Below are 20,176 nucleotides of genomic sequence, written 5' to 3'. Positions count from 1 at the left end.
CCTACTCGTGCTCCGTTCCGTACTGTTCGTCACCCGCCTGGGGCGGCAGATTTTCCACGATGCGCACCTTGACGATCGCCGTCTGCTTGACCTCCTCGCAGATGAGGCTGAAGCGGTCCCATTCAACCGTCTCGCCCCGCTCGGGGAAGCGTCCCAACTGGTCGAGAATGAGGCCAGCAAGGGTGTCATAGGGCACATCCTCTTCCAGCTTGATCTTGAGCAGGTCTGCCAGGTCTCCGATCGACATGAGGGCGTCCACCAGCAGACTGCCGTCCGGCAGCCGCTGCACGGTCCCGGGCTCGCCGATGTCGTGTTCGTCCTCGATCTCGCCCACCAGCTCCTCCAGCAAGTCCTCCGTGGTGACCAGGCCGCTGATGCCGCCATACTCGTCGACTACCAGCGCCATGTGAATCCTGAGCCGCTGCATCTCCTTGAGGAGTTCGTTGACCTTTTTCCCTTCGGGCACATAGAAGGGAGGGCGGACGATCGATTCCATGGCGAATTCCGGATCGGTCACGGTCCTCCCCAGCAGATCCTTGCCATGAATGAAGCCTACGACGTTCTCGATGCTCTCGCGGTAAACCGGATAGCGTGAATACATGTTGTCCAGCACCTCCCGGACCAGCTCCATCCGGGGACGCGCCAGATCGAGCGCCACCATGCGGGTGCGCGGCACCATCACCTCACGGACGCAGGTGTGGGTGAAATCGAAGATGTTCCTGATGTACTCCTGCTCGGTGGCGCTGAACACCCCCGCCTCGTGCCCCTCGGCAACGATGTGCTGAACCTCCTCGCGGGTGACGAAGGCCTGGCTCCCCTCGGCCTTGATCCCCATCATGGCGAGCACTGCCTTGTTGGAAATGGTGAGAAAGCTGACCACCACTCCCGCGACCTTTGCCAGGGAGCTGATCGGCTTGGCCACGCGAAGCGCCATCTGATCAGCATACTGGAGTCCCACGGTCTTGGGGACCAGTTCACCGAAGATGAGGGAGAGATAGGAGATGAATACGACTGCCAGGCCGATGGCCAGAGGCTCAGCCGCATGGCGGATGAAGTCGACGGGAACCGCCTCCAGCAGCGGTTTGACCGATTGCACCGCCGCAGCGCCGCCCACGGCGGAGGCAAGAGAGCCAACCACCGTCACCCCTACCTGGACCGTGGCCAGAAAGCGGTGCGGATCATTCTGGAGTCGTTCAACAATCTGGGCGCGGGAGTCGCCGGCTTCGACCAGCTGGGCAATTCTTCCCTTGCGGGCGGAAATGATGGCAAGCTCCGAGCCGGCAAAAAAACCATTGCCGAGAATCAGGACAAAGATGACCAATAATTCTTCAATCATGGATGTTGAAACGTACCTCCCGGGAATGGAAAGAATTCATGCACTGCATCACATTCAGCAGTTGAATGGTAGCACAAATTTGGCATAGTAACATCAGTGTCGGCCAAAGAAGCCGAAAATCCGTTCGGTATCGGTATATCATTAATGGCGCGGCAGCCATGCGAAGGGGGTCCCATGCACGCGAAACACCTCTTGCTCGCCCTGATGCTGTTCCTGACCGCCGGGTGCGCTCAAACGGCCGTGTCCCTGCGTCCGGCCGAAACCTACCCGAACAGCTACGAATTCTTCGACTTTGCCTTTTCCTGGAAAACCACGATCGGCCCCGACGGCGCTACCATCGACGGCGTGGCCGAGAACAGGACCTATTACTACATCCGCGACCTGGAACTGACTGCCACGCTGCTGGACGAAGGGGGCACGCCCATCGGGACGGGGTCGTTCCTTTTCTTCCCCAACCAGCTCGCCATCGGCGAACGTGCCGACTTCTCCATCCCGGTGCGTGCCGTAATGACGGCGAAACCCAAGACCATACGGTTTTTCTACCGGTACTACCTGTCGGAAGAGCGCATGAGCGGCATCTCCCGGTTCCACACCTTCTACGGATCTCCGTGAAAAACTACCAGCGCCGGTAGGGCCTGCCCCCCCGGCGCGCCGCCCCGAAAAGCCAGAGACCTACAATCCCGGCCACAAACCCGCCGATGTGTGCGAAATAGGCCACGCCGCCACGCAATTCCCCCCCGCCGAGCCAGTTGGCGTTCAGGAACTGGATGAGCACCCACCAGCCGATGATGATGAATGCCGGTACTTCGATGAAGGTAAAAAAGAAGATGATCGGCACCAGCGTCAGTATCCGCGCATGGGGGAACAGGAGCAGATAGGCCCCCATCACGCCGGCAACGGCGCCGCTGGCCCCCACCATCGGGATATCGGAACCGGGCGCGCTTGCCACCTGGGCCAGGGCCGCCACGGCGCCGCAGCCCAGATAGAACACCACGAAGCGGAACCGCCCCAGCACATCCTCCACATTGTTGCCGAATATCCAGAGGTAGAGCATGTTTGAGCCGATGTGGAGCCAGTTGCCGTGGAGGAACATTGAGGTGATGATGGTGGGCAAGGCAAGGAGGGGATGGGAAGTAAGCACGGCGGGAACCAGCGAGTAGTCCGCCGACAGTCCTCCGACGAACTGCCGCGTTCGGACCAGCCCCCGGGCCGTCTCAACGATCAGCGGCTCGTAGTGGCCGGTGTAACGGTCGAACAGGAACGCGGCACAATTGAGAATGATGAGCGCGACGCTCACCACCGGCAAGCGTCGCGTCGGGTTGTAGTCCTTGAGCGGGATCACGGAAGTGCGAGGCCTCCGCTATTTCTTCTGCCCCTCGTCCTCGCACTTGACAGGAGCACCGGGAGCCATGCCCTCGGCGGTCTTGCACGTGCCGATCACCTTCTCGATGAGCTGGGTATTGGCGCCGTTCACATAGGTTCCCTGCACCCAGAAGGTGGGAGTAGAGTTCACGCCCAGCTTGGCCACGATCGCCTTGTGGGCGGCGAGAAGCCCCTTGTCGTCCCGGGGGGCGTCAAGGATCTCACGCTTGTTGTCCAACTCGCCCGAATAGACTTCCCAGAAGGCCAGTTCCTTGTTCTCGGCGGACAGGATGTAGCGGATCTTCTTCTCGGCATCGGGATGCATGGCAAGGGGAAGGAAGAAGACGTAACGGGTCACGTCGGGCCTGCGGCCCCAGTACTCGTGCATCTTGCGGCAATAGGGGCAATCGGGGTCGGTGATCTCGATGACCTCGTACTTGCCGTTGCCGACTTTCACCGCTTTCTCCTTGTCGGCGGCGGTGATGAGCTTGTAGCGATCCGCTACCAGGCGGTTGCTCGCCTCTGCCGTCAGGTTCTTGCCCTCCTTGGTGAAGAGATTGCCGATGATGACGTTGCCGGTCTTCGGATAGATGTAGATGACGTTGCCGTCGGTAATCACCTCGAAGAGGCCGTCGATTGGGGTTTTCTTAACGCTTGTCAGAGGCAGCGTTGGGAAGAGCGCCTTGATCGTCGCTTCGGGGCTCTCCTCTTTGGCCCCCTCCTTCGGGGAAGCGAGGGCTGAGCCTGCTGCCAGTACGGCAACCAGCGCCCCGACCAGACAGGAGTTGATCAGTCGTTTCGTCATGATACCTCCGTGGTAAAACGTTTCGCTTAATGGGTTCAGTGATACCATTTAATATAGGTTTCATCAAGTTACATATCCTAAAACCCCCGTCGCGACTAAACGGGAATGGCCGGAAAATAGGTGTTGTCATCAAGGCGAAAATATTCTATTTTACGAATGTCTTTTTCGTTGATGTCCCGCCCCATACGGAGGTACGTCGGTCGCTGGTGGGCCGCCCGGTCTTCAAAACCGGTGTGGGGGTTGAGAAAACTCCCAGGTGGGTTCGATTCCCATGTACCTCCGCCAATTATTGCAGGCTGGCACAGCTGCAGACATGAGCATCCCCTCGCACCTTAGACAAGATTAAGTCTACCTCCCCGGCCGGCCCAGAGCTGCGTGTTCGCCAGGCACCCCTCATACCAGCGAGGGGATCAGGTCTCTTTCTGCTTTCAGAAAAAGGATATTGTTTTCGAGGTGCACATGCTTGTGGAGATCATCCTCGAATTCCTTAAGTTGCTTGTACGTGACCGCGTAGGTGTTACAAGCGTCGCCGGGGACCGTAAAATCTCTGGCGAGATGGCGAATGGCGTGAACCCTATCGCCCACCTCCTCGTGCTCCCGGCGCAGCCTTATCAAATCTCCCCTGATTGCGTCGACATCCTGTTGCGCTGGTTTCTTCCCTGCCTTTCCTGCTGAGTCGGCCCGCTTCAGGGCCGGAAAAAAGATTTCTTCCTCCTCGCGCAAATGGGCTGCCAGATCGGCTGCAATCTTCTCGAACATAGCGGCGATTTCGGCCAACTCGGGATGCCGGGGGCCGTGGACCTCGGCAATCTTGTGGGTATGGGAGACAATCTGCCCGATATTCTCTTTGATGTACCCATGGTGAACAGCGACGATATAGTCTGCCAAAAACGGAAGTTCCCACGCCGCAAAGTTCTCGCTCCGTGCGACGGGGTCGGTCTTCGCAGCCTCAATTTCCAGCACGATCAGAGCCGGGTCGATTCCCTTTTGCCGGCAGGCGGCAGAAAGCGCACTATTTCCGCCGCAGCAGAAGTCAATCCCGTATTTCTCGAAAACGCCCGCCGTCCGGTAGTCCTCGGCAACAAACTCGCCGATGGTCTTGCCTGCTGTTTCTTCCCCTCGTGGATTCTTCGGCTCGTTCATTGTTCCTCCTTTCGAGCGGGCGGGAAATGCACTTAACGTTATCACATTCCCCTGCACGTTCAAGTTTCCGCCGGAAGCGCTCAGTTAATGCCGATCGGCCGATAGTCGTTATCGACCTGAATCAACTCACCAATCATCTGCCTGAGTTGTATTCTGCGGGAAGTGTAGTACCCTTAGTCCTACTCGCCGCAACTATATTCAGGTTTGTTACGTGTCCAAGAAGGCGCCGAACATGTTCGGCGCCTAAACTTTTACCTGGAGGATGCCCATGATCAAGGCACCATGGATTGACAAGGAAGAATGCATAAGCTGCGGGCTCTGCGTGGACAACGTTTCCGAGGTGTTTCGTTTCGATGACGAAAACAAGGCGGAGTGTTACGACCCCAATGGCGCATCCGAGGACGATATCCAACATGGTGCCATTGATGTCTGCCCGGTTTCGTGCATCAGCTGGAGTACCGAGCCCGACTATCTGAGGAGTTTTGCCTGACCCGGACCACAGCCGGCAAAAGCCTCCGCCATCCGCCGGCCACGTGAAACAGGGGCGGAGAGAAGAAGGAGCATGTGCATGCAGCGTTGGATCTGCACCGTCTGTCAGTATGTCTATGATCCCTTCGTGGGCGATCCCTTGAACGGTGTCCCGCCCGGAACTCCTTTTGAGGAACTTCCCGACGGGTGGGTTTGCCCGGCATGCGGAGTCGCCAAAAACATGTTCGTGCCAGCTTGAACGGGAGATTGCGCCTGCACCGGAGCGGACGGAGAAAATGGAGAAAAAGCGACCGTGCTACTGAAAAAGGAGCATCACGTCATCCGGAGGTGGTGGGCGTCGTGGTCGCTAGTGCCGACGGGTTGGACGCGGAGAAAGGGCCGGACTGCTGACAGAACAATCCGCATAGATATTCAGCACAAAACGGAGTGAGGTGAGAGCATGCAACGAAACACCCCCGACAGTTTCGGGAGCCGAGCGATCCTGGCCGTCGGCCGATCCCGCTACAACTACCACTCCCTGCCGAAGTTCGCCGAGTCGTTCCGTGCGGACATTTCGCGCCTTCCCTACTCAATCAAGATTCTTCTGGAAAACCTTTTGCGCCGCGAGGACGGTGTAACGGTCAAACGCGACGATATCGTGGCGCTCGGCCACTGGCATCCCCGGACTCTCCCGGACCGTGAAATCCAGTTCATGCCGGCCAGGGTTCTGCTCCAGGACTTTACCGGCGTGCCCGCCATCGCCGACCTCGCCGCCATGCGCTCGGCCCTGAAACGTCTGGGTGGCGACCCTGCCCGGATCAATCCCTTGCAGCCAGCCGACCTCATCATCGACCATTCGGTGCAGGTGGACCGGTACGGCACGCTCGCGTCGACCGAGACGAATGCCGAGCTCGAATTCCGGCGCAACCGTGAGCGCTACCAGTTTCTCCGCTGGGGACAGAGGGCGTTCCGCAATTTTCGGGTGGTACCGCCCGATACCGGCATCTGCCACCAGGTCAACCTCGAATACCTCGCCCGGGTTGTCGTGGTGGCCGAACAGAATGGCGGGAAATGGATCTATCCCGACACCATCGTCGGCACCGACTCCCACACCACCATGGTCAACGGTTTGGGGGTCGTGGGGTGGGGGGTGGGGGGAATCGAGGCGGAAGCGGCGCTCCTGGGCCAGCCCTGCTCCATGCTGATCCCCCGGGTGGTGGGGTTTCGGCTCGCGGGAAGGCTACCTCCCGGGGCAACGGCAACGGACCTGGTCCTCACGGTCACCCAAATGCTTCGCAAGAAGGGGGTGGTCGGCGCGTTCGTGGAGTTCCTCGGTCCGGGGCTCGCCTCGCTCACGGTTGCCGACCGCGCCACCATCGGCAACATGGCCCCCGAGTACGGGGCGACCATTGGAGTTTTCCCGGTGGACGAACAGACGCTCGACTATATGCGTCTCACCGGCAGGGCCGCTCTGGTACCCCTCATCGAAGCCTATTTTCGGGAGCAGGGCCTGTGGTACGGCCCCGACCAGCCGGAGCCGTGGTACTCGGACACCATCGAGCTGGATCTCGGCACCGTGGAGCCGTGTGTGGCCGGCCCTTCCCGCCCCCAGGACCGGATACCCCTCGCAGAGGTGCGCGGCTCATTCCGGAAATCCCTGGCCGGACTCATGCAGAACGAGGCGGCCCGCATCGACCGGAGCATCCTGGATTGCTGGCTCGGCGACGGGGGGGCTCCCCGCTATGTGGCCCCGGAGCTTTCCATCGCCCCGCCGGACGAAAAGCTCGGCCCACTGGAGCGGTGCGTGCCGGTCAGGCAGCCCGACGGCGTGGCCTACAACCTCTGCCACGGCTCCATCGTGATTGCCGCCATCACCAGTTGCACCAATACCTCGAACCCGTCGGTCCTCATGGCCGCCGGGCTCCTTGCCAAAAATGCCGTGCAGCGGGGCCTGCAGGTCAAGCCGTGGGTAAAGACCAGCTTTGCCCCGGGTTCACGGGTTGTGACCGATTATCTCGCCTCCGCCGGACTCATGGCATACCTGGAAGGGCTGCGATTCCATCTGGTGGGCTTTGGCTGCACCACCTGCATCGGCAACAGCGGACCGCTCCCCGACCATATCGCCCAGGCCGTTGTGGACGGCGGCCTCGCCGTGGCGGCGGTCCTGTCGGGAAACCGCAACTTCGAGGGGCGGATCAACAACTACGTCCGGACAAACTACCTTGCCTCGCCCCCCCTGGTGGTAGCCTATGCCCTGGCCGGCAACATCGCCATGGATCTTACCCGCGATCCGGTCGGCGTCGATCCGAACGGCCAGCCGGTCTACCTCAAGGATATCTGGCCCGCCGACGAGGAGGTTGCCGAACTGGTGCGCCGCCACGTCACGCCGGAGCACTTCAGCCGCGGCTACGCCGATATCCTGCGGGGCAACGGGGCCTGGGAGGAGCTCCCCGTTCCCGCGAGCGAACTGTACCAGTGGGAGGAAACATCCTCCTATCTCAAGGAGCCGCCATTTTTCGCCGATGTCATGGCCGTGCCGGCACCGGTCGACGATATCCGTGGCGCCCGGGTGCTGGCGCTCCTGGGAGACTCGGTCACCACCGACCATATCTCCCCGGCCGGCGCCATCGCCCGGGAGTCCCCGGCCGGCCGCCATCTCGTCTCCCTGGGGGTGAAGCCCGAAGACTTCAACTCCTACGGCTCCCGGCGCGGCAATCACGATGTGATGGTACGGGGAACGTTCGCCAACGTCCGGATCAGAAACCTCTTGGTGCCGGGTGTCGAAGGGGGGATAACGAACTACTTCCCGCCGGGGCAGGACCAGGGAGAGACGATGCCCATCTACGACGCTGCCATGCACTACCAGCAGGACGACATTCCCCTCATCGTCGTGGCCGGTGCCGAGTACGGCACCGGATCGTCCCGGGACTGGGCCGCCAAGGGGACCAGGCTCCTGGGGGTCCGCGCGGTGATCGCTCAGAGTTTCGAGCGGATCCACCGCTCCAACCTGATCGGCATGGGGGTGCTGCCGCTCCAGTTCATGGCGGGTGAAAACCGCGAGACCCATCGCCTCACCGGACAGGAGACTTATGATATCGAGGGGCTCGCCTCCCTTGTTCCCGGCGGGACGCTTCGGGTCACGGCCCGGAGCGCCGCCGGGAGCGTCAAGGAATTCCAGGTGCTGGTCCGTATCGACACTCCCAATGAGCTCGATTATTACCGTCATGGCGGAATTCTGCCCTATGTGCTGCGCCAGGCATTACTGTAATGAAACGGAGGAAACCGACATGCAGTTTGCCGCAAAGCTCGCCGAAGTCCCCCTCTGGGGCAAGAAGCTCGTCACCGTCAACGGCGAAGAAGTGGTGCTGATCAATGACAAAGGAACGATAACAGCCTGCGAGAACTATTGTCCCCACCAGGGAAGCCCGATGCTGGCAGGGGTGGTCAAGGACGGCGCCATCTCGTGTCCGCGGCACGGCTGGCACTACGATCTGGCCAACGGCGCCTGTACCGACCATCCCGGCTATACCCTGAAAACCTACCGGGTCGAGGTGGTTGGCGACGATATCATGATCGGCACGGCAACCGAATCCGACTGAACGATTGAGATGGGGCCGAGATCGTGATCGTTACCGTAACCATACTGGCACTGGCATCCCTCTTGTTCATCTCCGGGATCATCCGCCCGGATCTCGTTGCCGTCAGTGCGTTGATTCTTCTCATGCTCTTCGGCATCCTGACGCCGGACGAGGCGTTGTCCGGCTTCTCCAGCCCGATTGTCATGATGATGATCGGCCTGTTCGTCGTGGGTGGCGGCATATTTCAGACCGGCCTGGCAAAGCAGGTGAGCAGGAGGCTGCTGAAGCTGGCCGGGACGAATGAGACGACTCTGCTGATCATGGTGATGGTTGTGACGGCGGCATTCGGCACCACGGTAAGCAACACGGGCACGGTGGCGGTGTTGATGCCCATCGTGGTCAGCCTGGCCACGAGCGCCCGCATCAACCCGGGCAGACTGCTGATGCCGCTGGCCTTTGCCAGCAGTTTTGGCGGCACCCTGACACTCATCGGGACACCGCCCAACCTGGTGATTCAGGAGACGCTCGTCAGCGCGGGATACGGGAAGCTGTCCTTCTTTTCATTCACGCCGATCGGGCTGGTCGGGTTCATGGTCGGGCTTGTCAGCCTGCTCTTCCTGCGCCGGTTCCTGCCGAGGAATGAGACGGGGAAGAAGACGCGCAGCGGGCGCTCGCCCGGCGAGCTCGCCCGGAAGTATCAGCTCTCGGACAACCTGTTCCGGGCAAAGGTGGGAGCAACATCCTCCGTTGCATCGAGAACTCTGAGTGAATTGAATATCTCGGCCCGGTTTGAAGTGAATATCATCGAGATCCGGCGCAAAACATCAGCAAGGAATCAATTCCTCAAGACGATCGACCAAGAGATTGCCGGACCGGCTACGGTGCTTGAGGAAGGGGACATCCTGTATATCCACGGCACATTCGATCAGGTGCGGCGGGTTACGAAGGAGTATGGCCTGATCCTGCTGGATCACCAGGTTCCCGAGGACAGACAGCCGGCCGGCGCTGAGCAGTACGCGACCGCGAAGATCGGCATCGCCGAGGTCATGCTGACTCCCGGCTCGAACCTGATCGGCAAGCTGGTCGAGCAATCCGGGTTTCGCGAGAAATACCGGGTAAACATCCTGGGCATCCAGAGAAAGGACCGCCTGCTGCTGCATAACCTGAAGGGAGAGAAGATGCTCTTCGGTGACGCCCTGCTTGTCCAGGGCACCTGGAAGGACATCGCCCTGCTTTCCGCCGAGCAGGCCGATTACGTTGTCATAGGTCAGCCGGCCGAAGAGTCGCGCAGGGTTACCATGGACAACAAAGCGCCCATTGCCGCGGGAATCATGCTGCTGATGGTGGTCCTGCTGGTCACCGAGCTTATTCCGGCGGTTGTCTCGGTCATGATTGCAGCGGTGCTGATGGTGCTGCTGGGCTGCGTTCGCACCATGGAGGACGCATACAAAACCATCAATTGGGAGAGCATTATCCTGATCGGCGGCATGCTTCCGATGTCGACCGCCATCGCGAAGACCGGCGCCGCCGAACTTCTGTCGAACAGCCTGGCAAGCTCCCTGGGCAGTTATGGGCCGGTCGTGCTGCTTGCGGGAGTTTATGTCACGACATCCGTGTTAACATTATTCATCAGCAATACGGCATGTGCGGTGCTGCTCGCCCCGATCGCACTGAACGCAGCGGCACAGCTCGGCGTCAGTCCCTACCCGTTTATGTTCGCTGTCTCGATTGGAGCCAGCATGTGCTTTGCATCGCCATTTTCGACGCCTCCCAATGCGCTCGTCATGTCGGCCGGCCGCTATACATTCGGTGACTATATAAAGGTAGGGCTGCCCCTTCAGGTTGTCATGGGGATAGTGATGGTTTTGGTTCTGCCGCTTTTTTTCCCGTTTTGAGACGGCTGGAGAAAGCCGGACAAATCAGCTCAACCCCGTGGAGGTGATCAGATGAAAACGGTAATTATTGGCGGAGTAGCCGGCGGGTTGTCCGCCGCCAGCCAGATCAAGCGCGCGGACCGGGATGCAGAGGTGATTGTCCTGGAAAAGTCCGGCGATCCTTCCTACGCCGCGTGCGGCATGCCCTATAACCTCTTCTTCAAGGATACGCCGGTGGAAGCGCTCTATGCCCTGAGCCTCGACACGATCCGGAACGGACGTGGCATCGACTACCGGCTCCGCCATGAAGCTGTCGCCATCGACCCCCGGCGGCAGGAGGTTACGGTTGTCGACCATGAGCAGAACCGGGAGTACCGCGAACGCTACGACTTCCTGGTCTATGCCACGGGCAACCGGCCCGCCCCCCTTCCCTTGCCCGGATTCGATGATCCGGCGGTCTGCTACTTCAAGACCCTGGACGACACGAGGCGGGTCAAACGTCTGATCCATGACCAGGCACCAGCCTGTGCGATTCTGGTGGGGGCCGGGTATACCAATCTGGAGGTGGCCGACGTCCTCTACAACATGAAGATCCGGCCGGTTATCGTGGAAAAGGCCCCGGCGATCCTCCCCGCCTTTGCAGCGGAGATCCGGGATAAGGTGATGGAGAAGATTGCTGAAAAGGGGATCGAATTCCACGCCGGCGTGGACGTCCAGGGGAAGGAAGGCGCCACGGTACGGACCACTGCAGGCGATTTCGACGCCGGCCTCGTGGTCGTTGCCATCGGCGTGAAGCCGAACACCGGCCTCTTCGCCGCGGCCGGGGGCGAGCTCGGGGCGGCCGGGGCCGTCAAAGTCGACCAGTTCCTGCAGACGAACCTCCCCGGCGTCTTTGCCGCCGGGGACTGCGCAGAGCACTATGTCCGCCAACTGGGGAGAAACAGCTACATGCCGCTCGGCCCCGTGGCCAATAAACAGGGGCGTCTTGCGGGCAACAACATCGCTCACCGCGATGCCATGACGATGTTTCACGGCATCGATCAGACCGCGGCGTTCAAGTTTTTCGACCTGACGATTGCCACGACCGGCCTCAACGAACGACAGCTTCGGGAGATGGGGACAGATTTCGGGAAAATCCACGTGGACACACCGACAAGGGGATCATTCCCCGGAGGAGGCACCATGCGGACCGTGCTTCTGTTCGAGAAGGGAACCGGCCTGCTCCTCGGCGGCCAGATGGTGGGACAGGACGTGGTGGCGAAACGGCTCGACGTCCTTGCCGTCGCCGTGTACAAGCAGATGACCGTTTTCGAGCTGGCGGAGCTCGATCTGAGCTACGCGCCCCCCTACGCACCGGTGTGGGATCCTCTCCTCATTGCGGCGAACCAGGCGGTCAAGGCCGTGTGACCTGATGCCTGTCCTGTTCGGCAAGAATTTTCCTGCCACGCAGGAGGCTCCCTTGGTGGCAGGAACACAATTCCGGACAGACACAACGTAGCGAAATGCAATGCGTTGAAATAACAGCGGGTTGACGTAGGGCTGGCATTGGTATGTGCCGTGCAACCGTGCTGGTCAGAAGTGGAGCCGGTTAGCAGGAGTAGCGAGACTCACCGGAACGATGAACCCGCCGTCGGTCTGCGGTGCAATCATCATGTATTCTCCAAGACAAAACGGTAGGCCCGGAAAAGACGATCCCATGCCCATAACGATTCCTTCTGTGTTCAAAGCAAGACTGACTCCCCTGTCGATCGCGCTCATCTATGCCCTGGCCGGCGGAGCGTGGATGGTGGTGGCGAATGCCCTGATCGGCACCCTATTCGGGGGGCAGCCAGTGGCGGCGTGGCTGACCGCGTTGAACGGGGTGCTTCTGATTGGCGTGTCGGCGGTTCTGCTGTTTCTGCTGGTCCGCCGCAGAGAAGCGACCATCATACGCTCGCAGGAGTCGCTGCGGAGAACCAACCGTGCGCTTGCGACCCTCAGCGAGTGCGACCAGGCTCTCCTGCGTGCCGACGACGAGCAGGGGTTCATCAAGGATGTATGCCGGATTGCGGTGGAACACGGAGGGTATCGTCAAGCATGGGCCTGGTTTGCGGAGGCCGATGGAGTGGCATCGGTGCGGCCGGTGGCGTGCTGGGAAAGTACGGTTACGGATGCAAAGTTTCAACTCGACTCGGACATGGGACAGGGGATGGCACGGGAAGCGCTCGCTGCCGGCGTTCATGTCGTGCGGAACATCAATGCCAGACAGGGTGCCGGCGAACTCTTCAGGCGCATCACCTCTTCCGTGCTATCGCTGCCGCTGTCCGACGACGAAGGGGCCTTCGGCGCCCTCGTCATATACGCCGACGGTGCCGACGCCTTTGCCCCGGAAGAGGTCGAGCTCTTGCGGAAGCTGGCCGGCAACCTCGCGCATGGGATTACGACGCTCCGGGTTCAGGCCGAGAAATGCCAGCTTGAAAAACAGCATGCGGTTCTCGCCGCTGTTCTTGACCAGTTCATGCAGGGGGTTGTCCTTTTTGCCCCCGACGGGCTGATACGCTACGTCAATCAGGCATTTGAACGAATCAGCGGGACAGACCACGCCGGTATCATCAATAAGCGCATTCACAACTACGGCAAATCGCTCTTCGGATCTCCATTCATTCAGGCACTGACCGACGTTGTCGCCCAGGCGAGGACGCGAACCGGAAGATATGTCATCGTACGGGACGACGGCAGCAATGTGGATGTCGAGGTAATTCTTTCCCCGGTCAGGGAGACGTCCGGCACCGTCGCAAGCTATGTTGCCATTGTCCGTGACGTGACGCCGGAGATGCAGCTGGAAAGCCAATTGCGCCACGCACAGAAAATGGAAGCCGTGGGGACACTGGCCGGAGGGATCGCCCATGATTTCAACAATATTCTGGGGGCCATAATTATCAGTACCGAGTTGGCTCTTGATGACGCAAAAGAGGGGGCAAGCAACCCGGAGCTGCTTGAAATAGTGCTCAATGCGGCCGAACGCGGCAGGAACCTGGTCACGCAGATTCTCGCCTTCAGCAGGCAAGGCGAGCAAAAACGGCAAACGGTGCGAATAGCCCCGATCGTAAAGGAATGCCTGAAACTGCTGCGGGCTTCCCTGCCAACAACCATCGACATTCGTCCCACCATCTCCTGCGAAGACGCAATGGCTTCGATCGACCCGACCCAGATCCATCAGGTCATCGTGAACCTTTGCACCAATGCGGCCCATGCGATGCACGGCAAGGTGGGGATGCTCGAAGTCACCCTGACCGCGGTCACCCTCCATGATGATATAACCGGCACTCATCCCGACCTGCATGCCGGCCCCTATGTGGAACTTTCGGTCAAAGATACGGGACACGGCATGGGAAGCGAGGTTCTGGAGCGTATCTTCGATCCGTTTTTCACCACGAAGGAGCAGGGACGGGGAACAGGACTGGGTCTGCCCGTTGTCTATGGTATCGTAAAGGACCATGGCGGGGGGATCGTGGTGGAGAGCGAGCCCGGCAGCGGAACGACCGTGCGGGTCCTGATTCCGAGGGCGGAACAGATCGAGGAACAGCCGGAGGCCGCGCCTGACGGTGCACCCGCCGGGGGGGACGAGAGGATTCTCTATGTGGATGACGAAGAAGACCTGGTCGCCACCACCGGCGAGATGTTACGGCGGCTCGGCTACGACGTTGTTGCCACCACGGGCAGTGTCGAAGCGCTGAAGCTGTTCACCGCTCAACCCGGGCTCTTCGACCTGATTATCACCGATCAGACCATGCCCCTGCTGACCGGAACGGAACTGACCCGTGCACTACGCCGCCTTCGGCCGGATGTGCCGGTTCTGCTTTGCTCCGGCTTTATCGACCAGGATGAACGAACGATCCTTGAACAAGCCCGTTCGGCAGGCATTGCCGACGTCCTGCGGAAGCCGGTTGACAGAGACGAAATGGCCCGGGCTGTTCGACGGATATTGGACAGGAGAGTATAAGAAACCATGGCTGCAATCCTTATTATCGACGATGACGACTCCATGCGCTCTTCCCTGTGGCACATGGTAAAGCGGATGGGGCACCAGGTGGACAGCGCCCCGACCCTCAGGGAAGGTCTTGAAAAAGCCTCGACTGGAGCATTTGACGTGGTCCTGCTCGATGTGAGCATGCCGGATGGGAACGGCCTCGACATTCTGCCGGATATCCAGCGGACCCCGGCCGAACCGGAGGTGATCATCATCACCGGCTACGGCAACCCGGACTCAGCCGAACTGGCCATCAGGAGCGGAGCCTGGGACTACATAGAAAAGGGGACCTCGCTCAAGGCGATGACCCTGCATCTCGTACGAGCACTCCAATACCGGCAGGAGAAAATTGCCAGCCGCGGTGCGAGCGTCACCGCCCTCAAGCGTCACGATATCGTCGGCAACAGCCACAAGATCAGGGACTGCCTGGACCTGGTGGCCCAGGCGGCCGCCGGCGACACCTCTGTGATGATTACCGGAGAAACCGGCACAGGTAAGGAACTCTTTGCCCGGGCCATCCACAGCAACAGCCGCCGGGCCGAAGGCAACTTCGTGGTGGTTGACTGTGCCGCACTGCCGGAAACCCTGGTGGAAAGCCTCTTGTTCGGTCACGAAAAAGGGACTTTTACGGGCGCGGAAAAAGCCCGGGAAGGGCTCATCCAGCAGGCGCACGGTGGTTCGCTCTTTCTGGACGAGGTCGGCGAGCTGCCCCTTTCGGTCCAGAAGGCGTTCCTGCGGGTCCTCCAGGAACGCCGGTTCCGTCCCCTTGGCAGTCAGCGCGAGCAGGTGAGCGATTTTCGTCTCATCTCCGCGACCAACCGGGATCTCGACCAGATGGTGCGCGATGGCGGTTTCCGTGACGACCTGCTGTTCCGGCTCCGTGCGTTCGCCATCGAGCTTCCGCCACTTCGGGAGCGCCCGGAGGACATCAAGGAGTTGGCGCGTCACCATGTGGACAGACTCTGCGAACGCTATGGATTAGCGCCGAAAGGGTTTGCGCCGGAATTCCTAGACACCCTGGCCCAGCACTCGTGGCCCGGCAACGTGCGTGAACTGGTCAATACGCTGGAGCGGGCACTCGCATCAGCACGCCTGGAACCGACCCTCTTCCCCCAGCACCTGCCCCTCGACATCCGCATACAGATCGCGCGGGCAGCAGTGGAGCAACCAGAGCCCGGTGCAGCGCCCCAGCGGATCACCCAATCGCTGCCCCGGCTCCAGGACTTTCGCGAAACGGTATTCGCCCAGGCCGAAAAACAATACCTGCGCGACTTGCTCTCCCTCACCGACAATGATCTCAAGGAAGCGTGCCGCATTGCCGGACTTTCACTCTCCCGCTTGTATGCCCTTCTCAGTAAGCACGGAATTAAACCGGCATAGACCACCCTGCGGTTCCAGTCGTACGGAGCATTCCTGTACGACTGGAACCATTCCCGCCTGACAGGAAAATTCTCTGCCTCCCCCGAGGCTCCCGCCAGCATATCTATTTGATATTAATAGACAATCAACATCACGCCTTTCTGGCACAGGCCGTGCTTTAGCGTCATTGAATACTCAGACACGGAGCGAGGTTATTGCCTATGGATGTGCTTTTCTACGCCCCCGAAAGAGTTGGCGAGGATATTCGAAAAACGGTTTCGGGGGTTATTCCCGGCCTTGAGGTGTATCGATCAATGGCAGCGCTCGCTGAACGGTTCCGGCGGATACTGGAGCAACCCGCGATCACCGTTCTGGTAGTTCGGGACAGGGATGAGCTGGAACGCCTGCTTACCATGCGAACCGCTTTCCGGGACACAAAGACCGTCCTGGTTCTCCCCGACAGGCGAGCCGAGACGGTCTCCCGGGGGCACTGCCTGGAACCGCGATTCATGACGTACCTGGACCAGAACCCGGCGGAGGTGGTTGCCGTGCTTGCCAGAATGGCGAGTCCGGGTAACGGACCCGGGAATCCTTCAAGGAGACAGGCATCGCTGCCGTAGCGGCTGCGGGAACGCACTGAAGGCGAGGAGGCCGGGATATGGAAGTGAACGACAGGGTGCGCACCGTTGATCCGTCCGGGCCCGGAACCTGCTGGACGGGTCGATCGCTTACGGCGTGCCCGGGCCTCGCGCACTGACGACGGAGAATACTGCAATGCGTACACGATTGTCATCCAAGGGCTGGAGACTGGCCAGAGCACCGCTGGCCTGCGGTATGTGCAGTAAACAATGCAAAACTGCCGGGGGTGTCGAACACGACATCACCGGTGGAGTCGATGCCCATCAAAACCACGTTACCGGCCGGAGGCGACGTGCCGGCAGCGGAACCTTCTGTCATGGAGGATACCGCCCGGGCATGACCGATGACACCTTCTGCCCGAACCTGACCGGGTAGCGGCAATGAGACATCAGAGAGAGGAATAATGCAATGGATGCTTCGAACATATTGTTTGCCGTGGAGAACGACTGTGACCTGACTATCCTGGAAGAGCTTTTCGACAGAAACAACACCACAGTCCATCGTGTCGGCAGCGGAGAAGAGGCCCTCGCCACCCTGCACGCGATGCCCTTTGAAATCATGCTCACCGACATGGTGATGCCGGACATGGATGCCATCACGCTGGCCCGCCGAGCCCGCAGGGTCAGTCCCGGACTCACCGTTTTCATGTATACCGACTTGCCGACACGCGCCCTGCGGCGAGAGATCAGCGAAGCGGGCATTGAACGGATCTTCGACAAGCCCTTATCTCCCAACCTGGTGGGGTATCTGTTGCGGGAAGCCCGCAGGGCATCGGACAGGAGGAATGACATGAACAGTACGTCCGCTAAAGGAATGTAGGGCTTTTTCACGCTCACATGGTCTGAATACAAGAACTTACACTTCATCATCATGAGGAGGAAACATATGGACACACGAGCTATCTACGTAACAGAAGACGATCTCTCAAGACTTGAAGAGATTCTCGATACGATACCGTTTCGCGACCGTAAGGATCTCCAGAAACTGGAAGACGAACTGGCATCGGCCATGATCGTCGATCCCAAGGATGTTCCGCCGAATGTCGTAACCATGAACTCGCGGGTTAAGCTGCGCGATCTCCGTGCCGACAAGGAAATGACCATATCGTTGGTCTTTCCCAACGACGCAAACATTGCGGAAGGAAAAATCTCCATCCTGTCACCCATCGGGACCGCGATTCTCGGCTTTGGCGCCGGCGACACCCTGGACCTGGCAGTCCGTTCGTTTGCCAAAAAAATCAGAATCGAGGAGGTTCTCTATCAGCCCGGGGCGGCGGGGAGTCACGCCCGGTAAGGCATCGCCGGGAGATCAGGACTCATCGGACACACAACGGGAAGGAGATGAAGGACCATGAAATGCCCCATCTGTAACGATCGCACGACAATCGAAATCGTCATGCACTCCGACGGATATGCCGATAACCTGCTTGAATGCACCCGCTGCGGGACCATCTGGATTGCTAACGTGGATGGGATTATTCTGCTTAACAACAACGTTGTTTCCGGCTGACAAGGATTCTCCGCAGCCAGGTCTGCCGTGCCCGCCGCAGAAGGAGAGCCTGATTGACGAGGCATACGCCCACGCAGCCACCTGTGACCCGCTGACAATAAAGCCCATGGACTCATCGTCCATGGGCTTTTGTACTGCCGCTCCCGCCGCAGTCCGGCGGGAGGTGGAAGATACCGGCAGGAGGCGGTTGCGTCCCGGATGGCTAACGCTTACCCCCCAGCATCAGGACGCGCAGCATGTCCTTTGCCTCGTCACGCTTCCGTTCGAGCCGGTCCAGTTCCGCCGCGGTGTAGACGCGCTCCCCCTTGGCGATCTCTTTTTCCAGCCTGGTGATACGTTCGGGCAGGCTGTCCCGGGAGGTACAGTTCACAAGGCGGTCGTCCTTGCCCGTCGGTTCGGGTTGGGCGAAGACAGGCAGGGCGTTGAGGCCAAAGGATACGATTGCCGCAAGAACAAGTAGCTTTTTCATGGTATTCACTCTCCGTATTTGTGTAATTTACGGCCGGCATTCCCGGGGAAACCCGGCCGCAGCATTGACTGGTTCACATTCTCCGTGCTGGGTAGCCAATGCCGGACGTGGAGGGTGAAATATCGACCTGGGGGGCGGATCGGGCGGATACCCGTCACCATCCCCCCAATCGACCGAGTGGACGGCCGGAGGGCTCATGGCCAGCGCTGAGCCGGGGAGGATGGTGGTCGTGCAGTGGCAGCGGTGGCAATCGGGGTTGTGGCATGGAGTGGGACAGGGGCTATGCTCACCCCGAGCGTGCCCGTCCGCATGAGCCACGGCTCCGCCCGCAGGGTGCGGGATGACGCCGGCTCCTGCGGCAGTGACCGTTGCTACGGCGAGGACGATCAACGCTATCATTGCGACAACCCGCACCAGCATGGCTTGTCTGGATGGGAACGGTGGCGTCATTGCCTGCACCCGACCTCTCAACGTGGTGTTCTCCGGTTATTTCCGCCGCCGCGACAATCGGGCGGGAGAAGTTAAAAAGCGGCGCACTCCCGAAGGAAGAGTGCAAAGGAGTGCGCCCATTGCATACTGATGTATCTGTCGGGCCCTGGCGCCCTTACTTCTCCTTGCCGTTGAACACAACCCTCAGCGACCGGATTCCTTCGTTGAAATCGGTCACATTGTAATTCCAGGGCCGGCTCCGCACGGGCATTTTCCCGTACACCGGCTCCAGCACCAGGGTGTTGCGGCTCCCGTCGGCAAGGGTGATCTCCTTTTCAACGGCGATGGTGTCGTCAGGGATGGCCATCACGGTGCGGTGGGTGCCGGCCTTGACGTGCAGGGTCCGGCTGAACTGATACCTCATTCCGTCTCCGGCTTCCGGGTCGCGCGGCCCGACCGGCTCCTTGCGTTCGGGACGGGGATCACCCGACAGTTCCAGGGCCTGGCCGCCGATATTCAGCAGCAGCTTGTAGCCCGGGGTGCCGTGGACGTCGGCGGAGGAATACAGGCCCGGCTTATGTGTCTTCAGGAGCGAGACGATCCGGAGCTCAGCATAGCCCGGCGGCAGGGGCTGCCCCTCTGCCTGCGTGACGAATACGTCCTGACGCTCGGCTATGCCAGCGGTCCGGATAAGCTCCGCGGACCTCGCGCAGCCGCTGAGCAGGGCAATAGTAAAAACGGTCAGCACTATCCTGGTGATCCTGTTCATGGTTTCTCCTTTCATTGTTCGCGTCGTTGTAATCCATTGCCCCGTCGGGGCGGTCAGATGGCATCTCTGCCCCGTTCGTTGGTTCTGATCTTGATGATGTCGTCGACCGTGGAAACGAAGATCTTGCCGTCTCCGGCAGTGCCGGTATGAGCATGTTTCCGGATCACGGCGACGACTTCCTCGACCATCCCGTCATCAACGACGACCTCCAGCTGAATGCGGGGAACGAGCTCAACCATTTCATACACAATCTTGTCTTGTGCGTTTTTGGCCCTGCTTTTGCCGAAGCCTTTGATTTCCGATACGGTCACTCCCGGTAGCCCGTCAATGGCGTGAAGCTCCTCGGTTACCTCCAGCAATTTGGCCGGCCGGATAATCGCTTTTATCTCTTTCATGGCATGCTCCTCGGCAACATGTGTTGCGGGAT

Annotated in this window: 20 protein-coding genes and 1 tRNA gene; 14 read left to right on the top strand and 7 right to left on the bottom strand. The window is 60.1% G+C overall.

Translation table 11 applies throughout. The annotated features are described in order from the left end of the window. Nucleotide 1 precedes the first annotated feature (1 nt). Nucleotides 2–1,336 carry a hemolysin family protein gene (locus tag GS_RS04280; protein ID WP_010941517.1) on the bottom strand — a complete coding sequence of 445 codons (1,335 nt, stop codon included), beginning with the start codon at nucleotides 1,334–1,336 and terminating at the stop codon, nucleotides 2–4. Nucleotides 1,337–1,510: 174 nt separating this feature from the next. Between GS_RS04280 and GS_RS04275 the strand changes: the two genes are divergently transcribed. Then, nucleotides 1,511–1,948 carry an FxLYD domain-containing protein gene (locus GS_RS04275; RefSeq protein WP_010941516.1) on the top strand — a complete coding sequence of 146 codons (438 nt, stop codon included), beginning with the start codon at nucleotides 1,511–1,513 and terminating at the stop codon, nucleotides 1,946–1,948. A gap of 4 nt (nucleotides 1,949–1,952) precedes the next feature. On the opposite strand, the gene GS_RS04270 is transcribed toward GS_RS04275, so the two are convergent. Beyond that, a complete protein-coding gene (locus GS_RS04270) occupies nucleotides 1,953–2,678 on the bottom strand; it encodes a rhomboid family intramembrane serine protease (protein ID WP_010941515.1) in 726 nt (241 codons plus the stop codon). Nucleotides 2,679–2,696: 18 nt separating this feature from the next. Further along, nucleotides 2,697–3,503 carry a DsbC family protein gene (locus tag GS_RS04265; protein ID WP_010941514.1) on the bottom strand — a complete coding sequence of 269 codons (807 nt, stop codon included), beginning with the start codon at nucleotides 3,501–3,503 and terminating at the stop codon, nucleotides 2,697–2,699. Between the two features lie 187 nt (nucleotides 3,504–3,690). Here GS_RS04265 and GS_RS04260 point away from each other — a divergent pair. Then, nucleotides 3,691–3,788 (top strand) — tRNA-Sec (locus GS_RS04260). A gap of 108 nt (nucleotides 3,789–3,896) precedes the next feature. Here GS_RS04260 and ric read toward each other — a convergent pair. After that, on the bottom strand, nucleotides 3,897–4,646 hold the full coding sequence (gene ric, locus GS_RS04255) for an iron-sulfur cluster repair di-iron protein (protein ID WP_010941513.1): 750 nt from the start codon (nucleotides 4,644–4,646) through the stop codon (nucleotides 3,897–3,899). 268 nt (nucleotides 4,647–4,914) lie between these two features. On the opposite strand from ric, the gene GS_RS04250 reads away from it, so the two are divergent. The 12 genes from GS_RS04250 to GS_RS17395 all read left to right on the top strand — a co-directional run bounded on the left by GS_RS04250 (nucleotide 4,915) and on the right by GS_RS17395 (nucleotide 18,082). Then, on the top strand, nucleotides 4,915–5,136 hold the full coding sequence (locus GS_RS04250) for a ferredoxin (protein ID WP_010941512.1): 222 nt from the start codon (nucleotides 4,915–4,917) through the stop codon (nucleotides 5,134–5,136). Nucleotides 5,137–5,214: 78 nt separating this feature from the next. Next, nucleotides 5,215–5,373 carry a rubredoxin gene (locus GS_RS04245; RefSeq protein ID WP_010941511.1) on the top strand — a complete coding sequence of 53 codons (159 nt, stop codon included), beginning with the start codon at nucleotides 5,215–5,217 and terminating at the stop codon, nucleotides 5,371–5,373. 201 nt (nucleotides 5,374–5,574) lie between these two features. Next, on the top strand, nucleotides 5,575–8,382 hold the full coding sequence (gene acnA / locus GS_RS04240) for an aconitate hydratase AcnA (RefSeq protein ID WP_010941510.1): 2,808 nt from the start codon (nucleotides 5,575–5,577) through the stop codon (nucleotides 8,380–8,382). Between the two features lie 19 nt (nucleotides 8,383–8,401). Further along, the gene (locus GS_RS04235) at nucleotides 8,402–8,713 is read left to right on the top strand and encodes a Rieske (2Fe-2S) protein (RefSeq protein WP_010941509.1); all 312 of its coding nucleotides are present in this window, start codon (nucleotides 8,402–8,404) and stop codon (nucleotides 8,711–8,713) included. 23 nt (nucleotides 8,714–8,736) lie between these two features. Further along, nucleotides 8,737–10,587, top strand: a complete 1,851-nt coding sequence (locus GS_RS04230; protein ID WP_010941508.1) for an SLC13 family permease — start codon at nucleotides 8,737–8,739, stop codon at nucleotides 10,585–10,587. Nucleotides 10,588–10,638: 51 nt separating this feature from the next. Then, on the top strand, nucleotides 10,639–11,973 hold the full coding sequence (locus GS_RS04225) for an FAD-dependent oxidoreductase (RefSeq protein ID WP_010941507.1): 1,335 nt from the start codon (nucleotides 10,639–10,641) through the stop codon (nucleotides 11,971–11,973). Between the two features lie 310 nt (nucleotides 11,974–12,283). Further along, on the top strand, nucleotides 12,284–14,548 hold the full coding sequence (locus tag GS_RS04220; RefSeq protein WP_010941506.1) for a hybrid sensor histidine kinase/response regulator: 2,265 nt from the start codon (nucleotides 12,284–12,286) through the stop codon (nucleotides 14,546–14,548). A 6-nt stretch (nucleotides 14,549–14,554) separates the two neighbouring features. Beyond that, a complete protein-coding gene (locus tag GS_RS04215) occupies nucleotides 14,555–15,955 on the top strand; it encodes a sigma-54-dependent transcriptional regulator (RefSeq protein ID WP_010941505.1) in 1,401 nt (466 codons plus the stop codon). 293 nt (nucleotides 15,956–16,248) lie between these two features. Next, nucleotides 16,249–16,554 (top strand): hypothetical protein, encoded by a 306-nt coding sequence (locus GS_RS04210; protein WP_144011893.1) that lies wholly within the window; start codon nucleotides 16,249–16,251, stop codon nucleotides 16,552–16,554. 454 nt (nucleotides 16,555–17,008) lie between these two features. Then, nucleotides 17,009–17,392 carry a response regulator gene (locus GS_RS04205; RefSeq protein WP_235044968.1) on the top strand — a complete coding sequence of 128 codons (384 nt, stop codon included), beginning with the start codon at nucleotides 17,009–17,011 and terminating at the stop codon, nucleotides 17,390–17,392. A 66-nt stretch (nucleotides 17,393–17,458) separates the two neighbouring features. Further along, complete coding sequence (rnk, locus tag GS_RS04200) at nucleotides 17,459–17,866, top strand: nucleoside diphosphate kinase regulator (RefSeq protein WP_010941503.1); 408 nt, start codon at nucleotides 17,459–17,461, stop codon at nucleotides 17,864–17,866. 57 nt (nucleotides 17,867–17,923) lie between these two features. After that, nucleotides 17,924–18,082 (top strand): hypothetical protein, encoded by a 159-nt coding sequence (locus tag GS_RS17395; RefSeq protein WP_010941502.1) that lies wholly within the window; start codon nucleotides 17,924–17,926, stop codon nucleotides 18,080–18,082. A gap of 202 nt (nucleotides 18,083–18,284) precedes the next feature. On the opposite strand, the gene GS_RS04195 is transcribed toward GS_RS17395, so the two are convergent. The 3 genes from GS_RS04195 to GS_RS04185 form a co-directional block, all read right to left on the bottom strand. Then, nucleotides 18,285–18,551 carry a hypothetical protein gene (locus GS_RS04195; protein ID WP_010941501.1) on the bottom strand — a complete coding sequence of 89 codons (267 nt, stop codon included), beginning with the start codon at nucleotides 18,549–18,551 and terminating at the stop codon, nucleotides 18,285–18,287. A 604-nt stretch (nucleotides 18,552–19,155) separates the two neighbouring features. Next, on the bottom strand, nucleotides 19,156–19,749 hold the full coding sequence (locus GS_RS04190; RefSeq protein ID WP_010941499.1) for a lipoprotein: 594 nt from the start codon (nucleotides 19,747–19,749) through the stop codon (nucleotides 19,156–19,158). Nucleotides 19,750–19,802: 53 nt separating this feature from the next. Then, complete coding sequence (locus GS_RS04185) at nucleotides 19,803–20,144, bottom strand: P-II family nitrogen regulator (RefSeq protein ID WP_010941498.1); 342 nt, start codon at nucleotides 20,142–20,144, stop codon at nucleotides 19,803–19,805. Nucleotides 20,145–20,176 lie beyond the last annotated feature (32 nt).

The organism is Geobacter sulfurreducens PCA, from assembly GCF_000007985.2.
Classification (GTDB): domain Bacteria; phylum Desulfobacterota; class Desulfuromonadia; order Geobacterales; family Geobacteraceae; genus Geobacter; species Geobacter sulfurreducens.
The sequence above is the reverse complement of the archived record's forward strand: the minus strand, read 5'-3'. Positions and strand labels throughout refer to the sequence as shown.

Excerpts from the sequence above, each read along its gene's own strand:
- GS_RS04280 (WP_010941517.1), bottom strand. The coding sequence starts at position 1,336 with ATGATTGAAGAATTATTGGTCATCTTTGTCCTGATTCTCGGCAATGGT.
- GS_RS04275 (WP_010941516.1), top strand. The coding sequence starts at position 1,511 with ATGCACGCGAAACACCTCTTGCTCGCCCTGATGCTGTTCCTGACCGCC.
- GS_RS04265 (WP_010941514.1), bottom strand. The coding sequence starts at position 3,503 with ATGACGAAACGACTGATCAACTCCTGTCTGGTCGGGGCGCTGGTTGCC.
- ric (WP_010941513.1), bottom strand. The coding sequence starts at position 4,646 with ATGAACGAGCCGAAGAATCCACGAGGGGAAGAAACAGCAGGCAAGACC.
- GS_RS04250 (WP_010941512.1), top strand. The coding sequence starts at position 4,915 with ATGATCAAGGCACCATGGATTGACAAGGAAGAATGCATAAGCTGCGGG.
- GS_RS04245 (WP_010941511.1), top strand. The coding sequence starts at position 5,215 with ATGCAGCGTTGGATCTGCACCGTCTGTCAGTATGTCTATGATCCCTTC.
- acnA (WP_010941510.1), top strand. The coding sequence starts at position 5,575 with ATGCAACGAAACACCCCCGACAGTTTCGGGAGCCGAGCGATCCTGGCC.
- GS_RS04235 (WP_010941509.1), top strand. The coding sequence starts at position 8,402 with ATGCAGTTTGCCGCAAAGCTCGCCGAAGTCCCCCTCTGGGGCAAGAAG.
- GS_RS04225 (WP_010941507.1), top strand. The coding sequence starts at position 10,639 with ATGAAAACGGTAATTATTGGCGGAGTAGCCGGCGGGTTGTCCGCCGCC.
- GS_RS04215 (WP_010941505.1), top strand. The coding sequence starts at position 14,555 with ATGGCTGCAATCCTTATTATCGACGATGACGACTCCATGCGCTCTTCC.
- GS_RS04210 (WP_144011893.1), top strand. The coding sequence starts at position 16,249 with ATGGCAGCGCTCGCTGAACGGTTCCGGCGGATACTGGAGCAACCCGCG.
- rnk (WP_010941503.1), top strand. The coding sequence starts at position 17,459 with ATGGACACACGAGCTATCTACGTAACAGAAGACGATCTCTCAAGACTT.
- GS_RS17395 (WP_010941502.1), top strand. The coding sequence starts at position 17,924 with ATGAAATGCCCCATCTGTAACGATCGCACGACAATCGAAATCGTCATG.
- GS_RS04195 (WP_010941501.1), bottom strand. The coding sequence starts at position 18,551 with ATGAAAAAGCTACTTGTTCTTGCGGCAATCGTATCCTTTGGCCTCAAC.
- GS_RS04190 (WP_010941499.1), bottom strand. The coding sequence starts at position 19,749 with ATGAACAGGATCACCAGGATAGTGCTGACCGTTTTTACTATTGCCCTG.
- GS_RS04185 (WP_010941498.1), bottom strand. The coding sequence starts at position 20,144 with ATGAAAGAGATAAAAGCGATTATCCGGCCGGCCAAATTGCTGGAGGTA.